At 37.6% G+C, this 14,774-nt stretch carries 13 protein-coding genes; 11 read left to right on the forward strand and 2 right to left on the reverse strand.

From position 1 onward, the window contains the following. Nucleotides 1-2 precede the first annotated feature (2 nt). Both AA977_RS02305 and ybgC read right to left on the reverse strand, forming a co-directional pair. Entirely contained in the window at nt 3-263 is a 261-nt protein-coding gene (locus AA977_RS02305) for an HP0495 family protein (RefSeq protein WP_064434430.1), read from the reverse strand. Next, nucleotides 253-654, reverse strand: a complete 402-nt coding sequence (ybgC, locus tag AA977_RS02310; protein WP_000543550.1) for an acyl-CoA thioesterase YbgC — start codon at nt 652-654, stop codon at nt 253-255. The genes AA977_RS02305 and ybgC overlap by 11 nt, the downstream gene beginning before the upstream one ends. Before the next feature lie 230 nt (nt 655-884). On the opposite strand from ybgC, the gene AA977_RS02315 reads away from it, so the two are divergent. The 11 genes from AA977_RS02315 (at nt 885) to glcD (ending at nt 14,774) form a co-directional block, all read left to right on the forward strand. Continuing rightward, a complete protein-coding gene (locus tag AA977_RS02315; RefSeq protein ID WP_064434431.1) occupies nt 885-2,213 on the forward strand; it encodes a sodium-dependent transporter in 1,329 nt (442 codons plus the stop codon). Nucleotides 2,214-2,222: 9 nt separating this feature from the next. Beyond that, complete coding sequence (locus AA977_RS02320) at nt 2,223-3,551, forward strand: sodium-dependent transporter (protein ID WP_064434432.1); 1,329 nt, start codon at nt 2,223-2,225, stop codon at nt 3,549-3,551. Nucleotides 3,552-3,565: 14 nt separating this feature from the next. After that, nucleotides 3,566-4,636, forward strand: coding sequence for a phospholipase A (locus tag AA977_RS02325; RefSeq protein ID WP_064434433.1), 1,071 nt, complete (start codon nt 3,566-3,568; stop codon nt 4,634-4,636). Between the two features lie 55 nt (nt 4,637-4,691). Further along, nucleotides 4,692-5,816, forward strand: a complete 1,125-nt coding sequence (dnaN, locus tag AA977_RS02330; RefSeq protein ID WP_064434434.1) for a DNA polymerase III subunit beta — start codon at nt 4,692-4,694, stop codon at nt 5,814-5,816. Between the two features lie 11 nt (nt 5,817-5,827). Continuing rightward, nucleotides 5,828-8,149, forward strand: coding sequence for a DNA topoisomerase (ATP-hydrolyzing) subunit B (gene gyrB / locus AA977_RS02335; RefSeq protein WP_064434435.1), 2,322 nt, complete (start codon nt 5,828-5,830; stop codon nt 8,147-8,149). 46 nt (nt 8,150-8,195) lie between these two features. Then, complete coding sequence (locus AA977_RS02340) at nt 8,196-9,188, forward strand: hypothetical protein (RefSeq protein ID WP_064434436.1); 993 nt, start codon at nt 8,196-8,198, stop codon at nt 9,186-9,188. Then, nucleotides 9,175-9,930, forward strand: coding sequence for a R.Pab1 family restriction endonuclease (locus tag AA977_RS02345; protein ID WP_064434437.1), 756 nt, complete (start codon nt 9,175-9,177; stop codon nt 9,928-9,930). Before AA977_RS02340 ends, AA977_RS02345 begins: the two co-directional genes overlap by 14 nt. A 209-nt stretch (nt 9,931-10,139) precedes the next feature. Further along, on the forward strand, nt 10,140-11,357 hold the full coding sequence (gene csd3, locus AA977_RS02350) for a peptidoglycan DD-metalloendopeptidase Csd3 (RefSeq protein WP_064434438.1): 1,218 nt from the start codon (nt 10,140-10,142) through the stop codon (nt 11,355-11,357). Further along, complete coding sequence (locus AA977_RS02355) at nt 11,357-12,004, forward strand: NUDIX hydrolase (protein WP_064434439.1); 648 nt, start codon at nt 11,357-11,359, stop codon at nt 12,002-12,004. The genes csd3 and AA977_RS02355 overlap by 1 nt, the downstream gene beginning before the upstream one ends. Before the next feature lie 10 nt (nt 12,005-12,014). Then, nucleotides 12,015-13,391, forward strand: a complete 1,377-nt coding sequence (gene pgbA / locus AA977_RS02360; RefSeq protein WP_064434440.1) for a plasminogen-binding protein PgbA — start codon at nt 12,015-12,017, stop codon at nt 13,389-13,391. A gap of 3 nt (nt 13,392-13,394) precedes the next feature. Continuing rightward, nucleotides 13,395-14,774: a glycolate oxidase subunit GlcD gene (gene glcD / locus AA977_RS02365; protein WP_064434441.1), complete on the forward strand. Its 1,380-nt coding sequence runs from the start codon at nt 13,395-13,397 to the stop codon at nt 14,772-14,774.

Here is a 14,774-nt window from a genome sequence, read left to right on the forward strand (position 1 = left end):
GATTAAAGCACATGAGCTACAACTTTTAATTGCGAAATCTTTTGAAAAATCTCATTCCGTTCTGCTTCGTTTGAAACTTCCATAGAAACATTAAAGCTATAAAATTTAGCGCTTTTAGAAGTGTTTTTCAATTCCAATTGAAAGGGGCGTTGGTAGGTTTCTAAAAGTTCTTTCAATAAGCTTGAATCTTTAGTGGTCATAATCACCCTATAATCCCAAAGGCAAGGGTAAATAATAGTGGGTTTTTCTAAATCAGACGGCATTGAGCAATTCCTTGAATAATTTAGGAATGGCGATAGGGCTGTATGTGGAGCGGTTGACAAAGCCGAATTTAATTTCTGAAGCAAAGACTTTAAAAGGCTTCATAGGCTCTAAAGAAGCGTTTTGGATGCAATAAATTTCTTGAAAAAGCACCACAAAAACCTTTCTCAATTCTTTAATTTGCGTTCTTATCTCTAAGACTTGCCCAAGGCTTGCAGGGGTAAAAAAATCCGCTTTGATAGAGCGGATGACAAACACGCCTTCTTCATTTTCTGGCAAGACATTTTTTTTAAAAAAGAACTCGCTTCTAGCCCTTTCGCAATATTTTAAATAATTTGCATGATAAACCACGCCTTCAGAATCGGTATCTTCATAATATACCCTACAGTGCATTAATTCCCTTTAAATTTAAATAATGAAATTCCATTAAAATTATACAATATGTAACTTAACTATAGTATAATTTAAGAGCGTTGCCTTATATTTTTAGGTATTTTTGAAGTGGGTTTTTTCTTAAATTTTAGGATCTTTAAAAATTTCAAAAAATAATAACAGCAATCATCAAGCAATTAAGGGCATAGCCCCTTAATTTCAATCATTGACAAGGAGTTTGGTAGTTAAGAATGGGTAATCATTTTTCTAAATTAGGATTTGTTTTAGCGGCTTTAGGGAGCGCGATTGGTTTAGGGCATATCTGGCGTTTCCCCTATATGGCTGGGGTGAGTGGTGGGGGTGCTTTTGTTTTATTATTTTTATTTTTATCCTTAAGCGTTGGTGCGGCGATGTTTATCGCTGAAATGGTGCTAGGGCAAAGCACTCAAAAAAATGTTACAGAAGCTTTTAAAGAGCTTGACGCTACCCCTAAAAAACGCTGGAAATACGCAGGGCTTATGCTTATTTCTGGGCCATTAATTCTAACTTTTTATGGGACGATTTTAGGCTGGGTGCTTTATTATTTGGTGAGCGTCAGTTTTCATTTGCCTAACAGCATCCAAGAATCTGAACAAATTTTTACTCAAACTTTGCAGTCTATAGGGCTACAATCCATAGGGCTTTTTAGTGTTTTGTTTATAACTGGCTGGATTGTTTCTAGAGGGATTAAAGAAGGCATTGAAAAACTCAATTTGGTTTTAATGCCCTTGCTCTTCGCTACTTTTTTTGGTTTGCTTTTTTATGCGATGAGCTTGGATTCTTTTTCTAAAGCTTTTCATTTCATGTTTGATTTCAAACCAAAAGATTTGACCTCTCAAGTATTCACTTATTCTTTGGGGCAAGTCTTCTTTTCTTTAAGCATAGGATTAGGGATTAATATCACTTATGCTGCTGTTACGGATAAAACGCAGAATTTGCTTAAAAGCACCATTTGGGTGGTTTTATCAGGGATTTTAATTTCTCTTGTGGCAGGGCTTATGATTTTTACCTTTGTGTTTGAATACGGGGCGAATGTTTCGCAAGGCACAGGGTTAATCTTCACTTCCTTACCGGTGGTTTTTGGTCAAATGGGAGCGATAGGCATTCTTGTCTCAGTCCTTTTCTTAATTGCACTCGCTTTTGCGGGCATCACTTCCACGGTGGCTTTATTAGAGCCAAGCGTGATGTATCTTACCGAAAGGTATCAATACTCTCGTTTCAAGACTACTTGGGGTCTTGTAGGGTTGATTTTTATCGTGGGCGTGGTGTTGATTCTCTCGCTTCATAACGATTATAAAGACTCGCTCACTTTCTTTGAAAAAAGTCTTTTTGATTGGTTGGATTTTGCATCAAGCACCATTATCATGCCTTTAGGCGGGATGGCGACCTTTATTTTTATGGGCTGGATTTTGAAAAAAGAAAAATTGCGTCTCTTCAGCTCGCACTTTTTAGGCCCTAAATTGTTTGCAGTTTGGTATTTCTTGCTTAAATATATTACCCCTTTAATTGTGTTTTCTATTTGGGTGGGTAAGATTTATTAAAAGACTGGCATGGGAAAATTTTCTAAATTAGGCTTTATTTTAGCTACTTTGGGTAGCTCTATTGGTTTGGGGCATATTTGGCGCTTCCCTTACATGGTAGGCCATAATGGGGGGAGCGCGTTTGTGCTTTTATATCTAGTGCTAACCTTGAGTTTAGGCATCGCCATGCTTTTAGTAGAAATGCTCATTGGGAATTTGGGTAAAAAAGATGTTGTTTCTAATTATCAAATCTTAGATCCTAAAAGGAAAAAATATTACCCTTCCACTTCTTTTTTTCTCTTAGGCGGTCCTCTCATTTTATCCTTTTATGCAGTGGTGTTAGGCTGGGTGCTTTACTATCTTTTTGTCGTAACTTTTGATTTGCCTAAAAATTTAGAGCAAGCTAAAATGCAATTTAGCATGCTTCAAAATGGTAGTTTAATCTGGCCCATTATTGGTTTTAGCGCATGCTTATTGCCGACAATATGGTTTGTTTCTAAGGGGATTGAAGAAGGGATTGAAAAATTAAATGTCGTGCTGATGCCCTTATTGTTTGTGATTTTCATAGGGCTTTTAATCTATGCGATGACTTTAGAAAGCATGCCTAAAGCCTTGCATTTTTTATTTAGTTTTGACATTCAAAAAATTAATTTTAAGGTTGTTATGGACGCTTTAGGGCAGATGTTCTTTTCTTTGAGTTTGGGAGTAGGCACGATCATTACTTATTCAGCCTTTACGCCTAAAAAAGAAAATCTATTAAAAAGCTCTCTATTTATCGTTTTACCGGGTATTTTGATCTCGCTCATTGCTGGGGTGATGATTTTTACCTTTGTGTTTGAATACCATGCAGATGTGTCTCAAGGGCCAGGGCTTGTTTTTATCTCCTTACCTTTAACTTTCGCTGAAATGGGAATGAGCGGGCAGATTGTCTCCCTCTTTTTCTTTCTAGCCCTTGTTTTTGCTGGGATCACTTCTACGGTTTCTTTGGTAGAGCCTTTAGTGCTTTATCTCATTAATCGTTTTAATTTTTCACGCATTCAAGCATCGTTATGGATAGGGATTGTTGTGTATGTTTTAGGCGTTTTAGTCATTCTCTCTATGAATGAACGATACGCTAAGTTTTTGAGCTTTGCCCATAAGAGCGTGTTTGAATGGCTAGATTTCATCACTTCTTCATTTTTAATGCCTTTGGGAGGCTTGTTTGCAGTCTTATTCGTGGGATGGATTTTAAACAAAAAGCGTTCTTTTTTAGCCACGAAGCATTTTTTTAAGAAAAGCGTTTTTAAAGCATGGCATTTTAGCGTTCGTTTTATCGCGCCTGTAGTGATTTTAGCGATTTTTATCCTGCAATTTAAGTAAAATAAGAAGACTTAATGAAAAGCAAATTTTTGCTCTTTATGATCTTTATAGTTTGTCAGCTAGAAGGCAAAAAATTTTCACAAGATAATTTTAAGGTGGATTATAACTATTATTTGCGCAAACAGGATTTGCATATAGTTAAAACGCAAAACGATTTGTCCAATACTTGGTATCTCGCTCCACAAAAAGCCCCCAAAGAACATTCTTGGGTGGATTTTGCTAAAAAATATTTAAACATGATGGATTATCTAGGCACTTACTTTTTGCCTTTTTACCATAGTTTCACCCCCATTTTTCAATGGTATCATCCTAATATCAACCCGTATCAACGCAATGAGTTTAAATTCCAAATCAGTTTTAGAGTGCCAGTATTTAGGCATATTCTTTGGACTAAAGGCACGCTTTATTTGGCTTATACCCAAACCAATTGGTTTCAAATTTATAACGACCCTCAATCCGCTCCCATGCGAATGATCAATTTCATGCCTGAACTCATTTATGTTTATCCTATCAATTTCAAACCTTTTGGGGGTAAAATAGGGAATTTTTCTGAAATTTGGATAGGCTGGCAGCATATTTCTAATGGCGTGGGGGGCGCGCAATGTTACCAACCTTTCAATAAAGAAGGCAATCCTGAAAACCAGTTTCCAGGAGGGCCTGTCATCGTTAAAAATTATAACGGGCAAAAAGACGTGCGTTGGGGAGGTTGCCGTTCTGTGAGCGCAGGGCAACGCCCTGTGTTTCGTTTGGTGTGGGAAAAGGGAGGCCTAAAAATCATGGTCGCTTATTGGCCCTATGTCCCCTATGATCAATCCAACCCTAATTTGATTGATTACATGGGTTATGGTAACGCTAAAATAGATTACAGGAGAGGGCGCCACCATTTTGAATTGCAACTCTATGATATTTTCACGCAATACTGGCGCTATGATCGCTGGCATGGCGCTTTCCGCTTAGGCTATACCTACCGCATTAACCCTTTTGTGGGGATTTATGCGCAGTGGTTTAACGGCTATGGCGATGGTTTGTATGAATACGATGTTTTTTCTAATCGTATAGGGGTAGGAATACGCTTGAACCCTTAAAAAAGCGTTATTTTATGCTATAATAGGGGCAAAAATTCAAGGGAAATACTTAGCCATGAAAATCAGTGTTAGTAAAAACGATTTAGAAAATACTTTGCGCTACTTGCAAGCTTTTTTGGATAAAAAGGACGCTTCTTCTATCGCTTCACACATCCATTTAGAGGTCATTCAAGAAAAGCTTTTTTTGAAAGCCAGCGATTCAGACATTGGGCTAAAAAGCTATATCTCTACGCAATCTACGGATAAAGAGGGCGTTGGCACCATTAATGGGAAAAAGTTTTTGGACATTATCTCATGTTTAAAAGACTCTAATATTACTTTAGAGACTAAAGAAGACAGCTTGGTGATCAAACAAAATAAAAGCTCTTTCAAACTCCCCATGTTTGACGCTGACGAGTTTCCTGAATTTCCTGTTATAGATCCCAAAGTGAGTTTAGAAGTGAATGCTCCCTTTTTAGTGGATGCGTTTAAAAAAATCGCCCCTGTGGTGGAACAAACCAGCCATAAAAGAGAATTAGCCGGCGTTTTAATGCAATTTGACAAAACCCATCAAACCCTTTCCGTGGTAGGCACGGATACTAAAAGACTTTCTTATACGCAGTTAAAAAACATCTCTGTCCATTCTACTGAAGAAGACATTTCTTGCATTTTGCCTAAACGGGCTTTATTAGAAATCCTTAAACTTTTTTATGAAAATTTTAGTTTTAAAAGCGACGGCATGTTGGCGGTCATTGAAAACGAAACGCACACTTTTTTCACCAAGCTCATTGATGGGAATTACCCTGATTATCAAAAAATTCTCCCTAAAGAATACGCATCTTCTTTCACTTTGGGCAAGGAAGAATTTAAAGAGAGCATTAAGCTATGCAGTTCTTTAAGCTCTACGATTAAACTCACTTTAGAAAAAAACAACGCTTTGTTTGAATCTTTGGATTCTGAACATAGCGAAACCGCTAAAACTTCCATTGAGATTGAAAAAGGTTTGGATATTGAAAAAGCCTTTCATTTGGGCGTGAATGCGAAATTTTTCCTTGAAGCCTTGAACGCCTTAGGGACAACGCAGTTTGTTTTACAATGCAATGAATCTTCATCGCCGTTTTTAATCCAAGAACCCCTTGATGAAAAGCAAAGCCATTTGAACGCTAAAATTTCTACTTTGATGATGCCCATCACACTATAAAGGCTGGTTGCATGCAAGATTATCAAAGCCATAGTATTAAGGTTTTAAAAGGCTTAGAAGGGGTTAGGAAACGCCCCGGGATGTATATTGGCGATACCAATGTGGGCGGGTTGCACCACATGGTGTATGAAGTCGTGGATAACGCTGTAGATGAGAGCATGGCGGGTTTTTGCGACACTATCAATATCACTTTGACCGATGAAGGCTCATGCATTGTAGAAGATAACGGGCGAGGCATTCCTGTGGGTATCCACCCCACGGAAAAAATCCCCGCTTGCACCGTGGTTTTAACGATGTTGCATGCGGGGGGGAAGTTTGATAATGATACTTATAAGGTTTCAGGTGGGTTGCATGGCGTGGGCGTTTCGGTTGTGAATGCTTTGAGCAAACGCTTGATCATGACCATTAAAAAAGAGGGTCAAATCTATCGTCAAGAATTTGAAAAAGGTATCCCCATTAGCGAGCTTGAAATCATTGGCAAGACTAAAAACGCTAAAGAAAGCGGCACGACTATTGAATTTTTCCCTGATGGAAGCGTGATGGAGGTCGTTGAATTTCAAGCGGGTATTTTGCAAAAACGCTTCAAAGAAATGGCGTATCTTAACGATGGCTTAAAAATTGCTTTCAAAGAAGAAAAAACCCAATTGCAAGAGACTTATTTCTATGAAGACGGCTTGAAACAATTCGTTAAGGACAGCGCTAAAAAAGAGTTGCTCACCCCCATTATTTCGTTTAAAAGCATGGACGAAGAAACGCGCACTTCCATAGAGGTCGCTTTGGCGTATGCTGATGATTATAATGAAAACACTTTGAGCTTTGTGAATAACATTAAAACTTCTGAGGGCGGCACGCATGAGGCGGGCTTTAAAATGGGCTTGTCTAAAGCGATCTTGCAATATATTGACCATAACATTAAAACTAAAGAATCTCGCCCCATTTCTGAAGACATTAAAGAGGGTTTAGTGGCTATTGTGAGCTTGAAAATGAGCGAGCCGTTATTTGAAGGGCAGACTAAATCCAAGCTTGGTAGCTCGTATGCACGCGCGTTGGTTTCAAAATTAGTCTATGATAAGATCCATCAATTTTTAGAAGAAAACCCCAACGAAGCTAAAATCATCGCCAATAAAGCCCTTTTAGCTGCAAAAGCCAGAGAAGCCAGCAAAAAAGCCAGAGAGCTTACCAGAAAAAAAGACAATTTGAGTGTCGGCACTTTGCCGGGAAAATTAGCCGATTGCCAGAGTAAAGATCCCTTAGAGAGTGAAATCTTTTTAGTGGAGGGCGATAGTGCAGGTGGGAGCGCTAAACAAGGGCGCGATAGGGTTTTCCAAGCGATTTTACCCTTAAAAGGTAAGATTTTAAATGTGGAAAAAAGCCATTTGTCAAAAATCTTAAAATCAGAAGAAATTAAAAACATGATCACGGCTTTTGGGTGCGGCATTCAAGAGAGTTTTGATATAGAAAGGTTGCGCTATCATAAAATCATTATCATGACTGATGCTGATGTGGATGGGAGCCATATCCAAACTTTGCTGATGACTTTTTTCTATCGTTATTTACGCCCATTGATTGAACAAGGGCATGTTTATATCGCTCAGGCCCCCCTTTATAAATACAAGAAAGGCAAGACAGAAATTTATCTTAAAGACAGCATTGCTTTAGATCATTTTTTAATTGAGCATGGCATCAATTCAGTGGATATTGAAGGGATTGGCAAGAACGATTTGATGAGTTTGTTAAAAGTGGCACGCCATTACCGCTATGCGCTTTTGGAGTTAGAAAAACGCTACAACTTGCTAGAAATTTTACGCTTTTTGATTGAAACTAAAGACGCTTTAAGCTTTGATATGAAAGTGTTAGAAAAAAGCATTTTGGAAAAATTAAAGGGCTTGAATTATCAAGTTCTACGCTCTTTTGTTACTGAAGAGAGCTTGCATTTGCATGTGCAAACCCCTAAAGGCTTGGTGGAATTTAACCTAGATGACAACCTTTTTAAAGAAGTGTTGTTTGAAGAAGCGAATTACACTTATCAAAAACTTACGGATTATAATTTAGATTTCTTGGAAAATAAGGATATTTTGGCGTTTTTAGAAGAAGTGGAAAATTACGCTAAAAAGGGAGCGAATATCCAACGCTATAAGGGGTTAGGCGAGATGAACCCTAATGATTTGTGGGAAACGACCATGCATAAAGAAAACCGCAGTCTCATCAAACTCAAAATTGAAGATTTAGAAAAAACCGATGCAGTGTTTTCGCTTTGCATGGGCGATGAAGTAGAGCCTAGAAGGGCCTTTATCCAAGCACATGCTAAAGATGTGAAACAATTGGATGTGTGAGGGATTTTAAATCGCCACCCCTAAACATTTAACCAAGCGAGAGAGCGTGAATTTGGGAGCTTACTACACGCCATCTTACTTGGTGGATTGTGCTTATAGGCTTTTAAAAAAGCATGCCAATATTGAAAACTACACGCTTTTAGATAGCGCTTGTGGTAATAAAGAATTTTTAAAACTCAAGCACCCTAGAAAAATAGGAGCGGATATTGACCCTAATTGCGATGCTTTAATGATAAACGCCCTAGTTAATCCTAAAAGAGAAAATTATGGCATCAGCCAAGATGAGCCTTTAATTATTGTGGGCAATCCCCCTTATAATGATAGAACTTCCTTTATTAAACAAGACATTAAAAACAAAGATTTTATTTTTGAGATAGACAATGACTTGAAAGCTAGGGATCTAGGGATAAGTTTTTTAAAATCTTTTGTGGCTTTAAAGCCGGCTTTTATTTGTGTGTTACACCCTTTATCTTATCTCATCAAAGAAGCTAATTTTAAACAATTAAAACTATTTAAGGATAACTACAGGCTTTTAGACGCTTTGGTTGTTTCTTCTAAATATTTTACCAAAAGCAACGAATTTCCTATTGTGATAGCCTTATATGAGCGAGGGCGAATGGACTATGGATATATTAGGCGTTTTATTTTTCAAACTGATTGCGGCACGACGCTATGCTTAAACGATTTTGACTATATAGCCAATTATGTGGATAAATACCCTAACGCTAAAAAAGTTAGTGCATGCGTGGGCTATTTTTTCCCTATGCGAGACATCAACGCTCTTAAACGCAACAAGACTTTTTTAAATGCACCAAGCGAAAATGCGGTGTGTATCAGTCAAGATAAATTGATTTATTACCAATATATCCATTATTTTAAGGAAATCGCTCCTAAAATCCCTTATTATTTTGGCAATTTGGATATTATCATTGATCATTTCGCTTTTTTAGAAATGAAAGACGCTTTCTTAAAAGATAAAAGAGCGCGTTTAGAGTATTTTAAAAAATTATTTCAAGGACACCCTTGTGAGTTTGATTAAGATTGATTATGATAAAAAAGTGATTAAAATACCCATTCCTTTAACTTCAATTTCAGGCAAAGTGCGTGTGAAAACTAGACATGCCTTTAGCGATTATGGTATTTCAACAGCGACCAGAAAAATCCCTTTTAGTTTAAAACATTATGTAGAGTGGCAAATCGGTTATGATGTCCCCATCACAGATAGAGAAAAGTTTGAACTCACTACCTTAAAAGATGAGAAATACCATTTTTTAGGGGCTAATGGTAAAATAAAAACTCTTTATGAGTTGAGTGAAATTATTTATTATGCCAAACAATTGAATTTGATCAGTTTAAAAAATTTAGAAAATAATTTAGAATATTTAGAAAAACAAAAACAATTTATAGAAGATCATTTTATGATTACAAGAGAAAGATTTAGACCTCACCAATTTGGTGGCATGGATTTTGAACTTTCACGCATTTCTTATCCCTTGCTTATTCGTTCTTTTAACGATAATCAATTAAGTGAAATCGTTATTAGAGAGCAACAATACGGCTCTAAAACCCAAGCCATGTTGTATTTTTGCTTTTCTGTTTTAGAATTAAAAACCGCTACTCCTTTATTAAATAGGACGGCTACACTCAAAGAACATGCCCTTTTAGTTATCAACCAAAATAACGCTTCCATTTTTTTAGAAATGCTTAAAATTTTTGGACTTTTAAGCCAAGCGCACCATAATGATGTGTTAAAGATTTTAAAAAAAATACTTGAAAATTAACTAATAAGACGAATTAAAAAGGGAGCGAATATCTAGTATTCATAAAGTCTAGGCGAGAGAAATCATTTATGGGAAACAACCATGCATGAATAAAATGCGCTTCATAAAGCCATAAAACAAGGCTGTGCGTTAAACTTGTATCGTTTTTCTTTAATGGCTTATGTTATACTAATGAAATACAGATCCAATTGAAGGCATTAAACAACTGCATGGTGTTTTTTCATAAGAAAATTATTTTAAATTTTATCTATTTTTTAATGGTTGCTTTTTTGTGTGATGGAGTTTTTTTAAAAGCCGATGAGAATATTAAAAAGCAAACTTTTAATTCTTTGATGGGTGAAAGGCTTGTGTGGGATAAGCTCACGCTGTTAGGGTTTTTAGAAAAAAACCACATCCCTCAAAAACTTTACTATAACCTAAGTTCTCAAGACAAAGAATTGAGCGCTGAAATTCAAAGCAATGTTACCTACTACACTTTAAGAGACGCTAATAACACGCTTATTCAAGCCCTTATCCCCATAAGCCAGGATTTGCAAATCCATATTTATAAGAAAGGGGAGGATTATTTTTTAGACTTTATCCCCATTATCTTCACTCGTAAAGAAAAAACCCTCCTTCTTTCGTTACAAACTTCGCCCTATCAAGATATTGTCAAAGCCACCAATGACCCCCTTTTAGCCAACCAGTTGATGAATGCGTATAAAAAAAGCGTGCCTTTTAAACGCCTAGCAAAAAACGATAAAATCGCTATCGTTTATACACGAGATTATCGTGTGGGGCAAGCGTTTGGCCAGCCGACTATTAAAATAGCCATGATTAGCTCTCGTTTGCATCAATACTATCTTTTTTCCCATTCAAACGGGCGTTATTACGACTCCAAAGCGCAAGAAGTGGCAGGGTTTTTACTAGAAACCCCTGTGAAATACACCCGCATTTCTTCGCCTTTTTCGTATGGGAGATTCCATCCTGTTTTGAAAGTCAAACGGCCTCATTATGGCGTGGATTATGCGGCTAAACATGGCAGTTTGATCCATTCTGCTTCAGAGGGCCGTGTGAGTTTTATAGGGGTTAAGGTGGGGTATGGGAAAGTGGTTGAAATCCATTTGAATGAATTGCGCTTGGTGTATGCTCACATGAGCGCATTCGCTAATGGGTTGAAAAAAGGATCGTTTGTTAGAAAAGGGCAAATCATAGGGAGAGTGGGGAGTACCGGCTTAAGCACCGGACCGCACTTGCACTTTGGCGTGTATAAAAACTCGCGCCCCATCAATCCTTTAGGCTATATCCGCACCGCTAAAAGCAAGTTATACGGCAAACAAAGAGAGGTTTTTTTAGAAAAGGCTCAGCATTCTAAGCAAAAATTAGAAGAGCTTTTTAAAACCCATTCTTTTGAAACCAATTCATTTTATCTTTTAGAGGGCTTTTAATGTCTTATTTTAAAAATATTCCCAGTCAAAAATCTTTAGTCCATCATGCTAGCGTGTCTTTAGAGCCTTGTTCTAGCTCTCATTATATAGAATTGAAACGCATGCATTATAATGAAGAGAATACTAAGAAAACATGGGATATGATTAAGTCTTTAGACAGCGTAGCGGTTTTACTCTATGAAAAAGAATCCGATTGTTTTGTCATAGTGAAACAATTCCGCCCAGCCATTTATGCACGCCATTTTTATTTTAAGCGTGATCAAGATCAAAATATTGACGGATACACTTATGAATTGTGTGCAGGGCTTGTGGATAAAGCCAATAAGAGTTTAGAAGAAATCGCTTGCGAAGAAGCGTTAGAAGAATGCGGTTATGAAATTAGCCCTAAAAACTTAGAAACAATAGGCCAGTTTTATAGCGCGACCGGGTTAAGCGGGAGTTTGCAAACCATTTATTACGCTGAAGTGCGCGAGAGTTTGAGGGTTTCAAAAGGTGGGGGGATTGATACAGAAAAGATTGAAGTGTTGTTTTTAAAAAAATCAAAAGCCCTTGATTTTATAGCGGATTTTCAATACGCTAAAACCACCGGATTGTCTTTAGCCATTTTGTGGCATCTAAAAAAATTTAAAAATACTAAAAATGTTTAAAAGGAATTTTATGTTAAGGCTTTTGATAGGACTTTTTTTAGCTAGTTTGATAAGCTTGCAATCAGCCTCTTGGCAAGAACCCTTAAGAGTGAGTATAGAATTTGTGGATTTACCCAAAAAAATCATTCGTTTTCCTGCCCATGATTTGAAAGTGGGGGAGTTTGGTTTTGTCGTTACTAAACTTTCAGATTATGAAATCGTTAATGCTGAAGTGGTGATTATTGCCGTTGAAAATGGTGTCGCAACGGCTAAATTCAGAGCGTTTGAATCCATGAAACAAAGCCATTTACCCACCCCAAGAATGGTCGCTAAAAAGGGGGATTTAGTCTATTTCAGGCAATTTAACAACCAAGCGTTTTTGATCGCTCCTAATGATGAACTTTATGAACAAATCAAGGCGACGAATACGGATATTAATTTCATTAGCTCTGATTTGTTGGTTACTTTTTTGAATGGGTTTGACCCAAAAATCGCTAATTTAAGGAAAGCATGCAACGTTTATAGCGTGGGGGTGATTTATATTGTAACCACCAACACGCTTAATATTTTAAGTTGCGAGAGTTTTGAAATTTTAGAAAAAAGAGAGCTGGACACAAGCGGCATTACTAAAACTTCCACGCCGTTTTTTTCTAGGGTTGAGGGCATTGATGCGGGTACGCTTGGGAAACTCTTTTCAGGCAGCCAATCTAAAAACTATTTCGCTTATTATGACGCTTTAGTGAAAAAAGAAAAACGAAAAGAAGTGAGGATTGAAAAGAAAGAAGGAAAAATTGACGCTAGAGAAAATAAACGAGAAATCAAGCAAGAAGCCATTAAAGAGCCTAAAAAAGCCAATCAAGGTGTAGAAAACGCTCCCACTTTAGAAGAGAAAAACTACCAAAAAGCAGAGCAAAAACTTGACGCTAAAGAAGAAAGGCGCCACTTAAGAGATGAAAAGAAAAAAGCCAAAGCCACCAAAAAGGCTATGGAATTTGAAGAAAGAGAAAAAGAGTATCAAGAAAGAGATGATAGGGAGACTGAAGAAAGAAGAAAGGCTTTAGGAATGGATAAAGGAGATGAAAAAGTTAAACCTAAATCTTTAAAAGAGACTAAGGAACTTAATCAAGAACTTGTCAAGGAGCCAAGTAATGAAAATAACGCTACCCAACAAGGCGAAAAAGAAAATCAAGAAAACAAAGACACTCCTGTTTCAAAAGAGAATAACGCTAAAAAAGAAGAGCCAAAACTCAGTCCTAAAGAAGAAAAACGCCGCTTGAAAGAAGAAAAGAAAAAAGCTAAAGCCGAACAAAGAGCGAGAGAATTTGAACAAAGAGCTAAAGAACATCAAGAAAGAGATGAAAAAGAGCTTGAAGAAAGAAGAAAAGCTTTAGAAATGAATAAGAAGTAGGTCATGTTAGAAAAACAACACATTCAGTATTTTAAAAACTTAGTAGGGGAAGAGGATTTTTTCACTGATTTAGCGCATTTGAACGCTTATTGTTATGACGCTACCAAAGAAAGGCATTTGCCTAGCGGCGTGATTTTCCCTAAAAACGAGCGAGAAATCAGCCAGATTTTAAGATATTGCAACGAGCACCGCCTTATCGTTGTGCCTAGGGGGGCTGGGAGCGGTTTTACAGGGGGAGCGTTGAGCGTGAGTGGGGGGCTAATTTTAAGCGTAGAAAAGCATTTGGACAAAATTTTAGAGATTGACACTAAAAATTTAATCGCTAGGGTAGAACCGGGCGTGATCAACAAGCATTTCCAAAACGAAGTGGAAAAATTAAACTTATTCTACCCCCCAGATCCAGCGAGTGAAAATCAAAGCACTTTGGGGGGGAATGTCGCTGAAAATGCCGGTGGCATGCGCGCGGCTAAATATGGCATCACTAAAGATTATGTCATGGCTTTAAGGGTGGTTTTAGCCAATGGCGAAGTGATAAGGGCAGGTAAAAAAACGATTAAAGATGTTGCAGGCTTTAATGTTGCAGGGCTGATGATCGCTAGTGAGGGGTGTTTGGGCGTGATTTCTGAGATCACTTTAAAGCTTTTAGCCAAACCGCCCCTAAAACAAAGCGCGATGGGGGTTTTTAACCGCATTGAAGACGCCATGAACGCTGTTTATAAAACAATGAGTAGCGGCGTTACGCCTGTGGCGATGGAATTTTTGGATAATTTGAGCATCAAAGCGGTTGAAGAGAGGTTTTCTAAAGGCTTGCCTAAAGACGCTGGAGCGATACTCATCACTCAAGTGGATGGCGTGGTGAAAGAGCAGATTGCATGGCAACTCAATGAGGTAGAAAAGCATTTTAAAGCCAATGGTTGCGTTGGTTTTAAAGTGGCGCAAAACGAACAAGAAGAGCAGGATTTATGGTTTTCAAGGCGTAACGCTTCCCAAAGTATTAGCGTTTATGGTAAAAAGAAGTTGAATGAAGACGTTACCGTTCCTAGGGCGAGTTTGCCGAGTTTGTTGCAAGAAGTCGCTAAAATCAGCCAAAAATACGGCTTTAAAATCCCTTGCTTTGGCCATACAGGCGATGGCAATGTGCATGTGAACATCATGCTAGAAGATCCTAAAAAAGATTTAGAAAAAGGCCATAAGGCTATGGAAGAGATTTTTCAAGCCGCTATTAATTTAGAGGGGACTTTAAGCGGGGAGCATGGTATAGGCTTGTCTAAAGCCAAATTCATGCCTTTAGCGTTTAATGATAGCGAAATGGAGCTTTTTAGGAATATTAAAAAAGCCCTTGATCCTAATAATATTTTAAACCCTTTTAAAATGGGGTTGTAA

The organism is Helicobacter pylori (assembly GCF_001653455.1).
Taxonomy (GTDB): Bacteria; Campylobacterota; Campylobacteria; order Campylobacterales; family Helicobacteraceae; genus Helicobacter; species Helicobacter pylori_A.

Excerpts from the sequence above, each read along its gene's own strand:
- AA977_RS02305 (WP_064434430.1), bottom strand. The coding sequence starts at position 263 with ATGCCGTCTGATTTAGAAAAACCCACTATTATTTACCCTTGCCTTTGG.
- ybgC (WP_000543550.1), bottom strand. The coding sequence starts at position 654 with ATGCACTGTAGGGTATATTATGAAGATACCGATTCTGAAGGCGTGGTT.
- AA977_RS02315 (WP_064434431.1), top strand. The coding sequence starts at position 885 with ATGGGTAATCATTTTTCTAAATTAGGATTTGTTTTAGCGGCTTTAGGG.
- AA977_RS02320 (WP_064434432.1), top strand. The coding sequence starts at position 2,223 with ATGGGAAAATTTTCTAAATTAGGCTTTATTTTAGCTACTTTGGGTAGC.
- AA977_RS02325 (WP_064434433.1), top strand. The coding sequence starts at position 3,566 with ATGAAAAGCAAATTTTTGCTCTTTATGATCTTTATAGTTTGTCAGCTA.
- dnaN (WP_064434434.1), top strand. The coding sequence starts at position 4,692 with ATGAAAATCAGTGTTAGTAAAAACGATTTAGAAAATACTTTGCGCTAC.
- gyrB (WP_064434435.1), top strand. The coding sequence starts at position 5,828 with ATGCAAGATTATCAAAGCCATAGTATTAAGGTTTTAAAAGGCTTAGAA.
- csd3 (WP_064434438.1), top strand. The coding sequence starts at position 10,140 with ATGGTGTTTTTTCATAAGAAAATTATTTTAAATTTTATCTATTTTTTA.
- AA977_RS02355 (WP_064434439.1), top strand. The coding sequence starts at position 11,357 with ATGTCTTATTTTAAAAATATTCCCAGTCAAAAATCTTTAGTCCATCAT.
- pgbA (WP_064434440.1), top strand. The coding sequence starts at position 12,015 with ATGTTAAGGCTTTTGATAGGACTTTTTTTAGCTAGTTTGATAAGCTTG.
- glcD (WP_064434441.1), top strand. The coding sequence starts at position 13,395 with ATGTTAGAAAAACAACACATTCAGTATTTTAAAAACTTAGTAGGGGAA.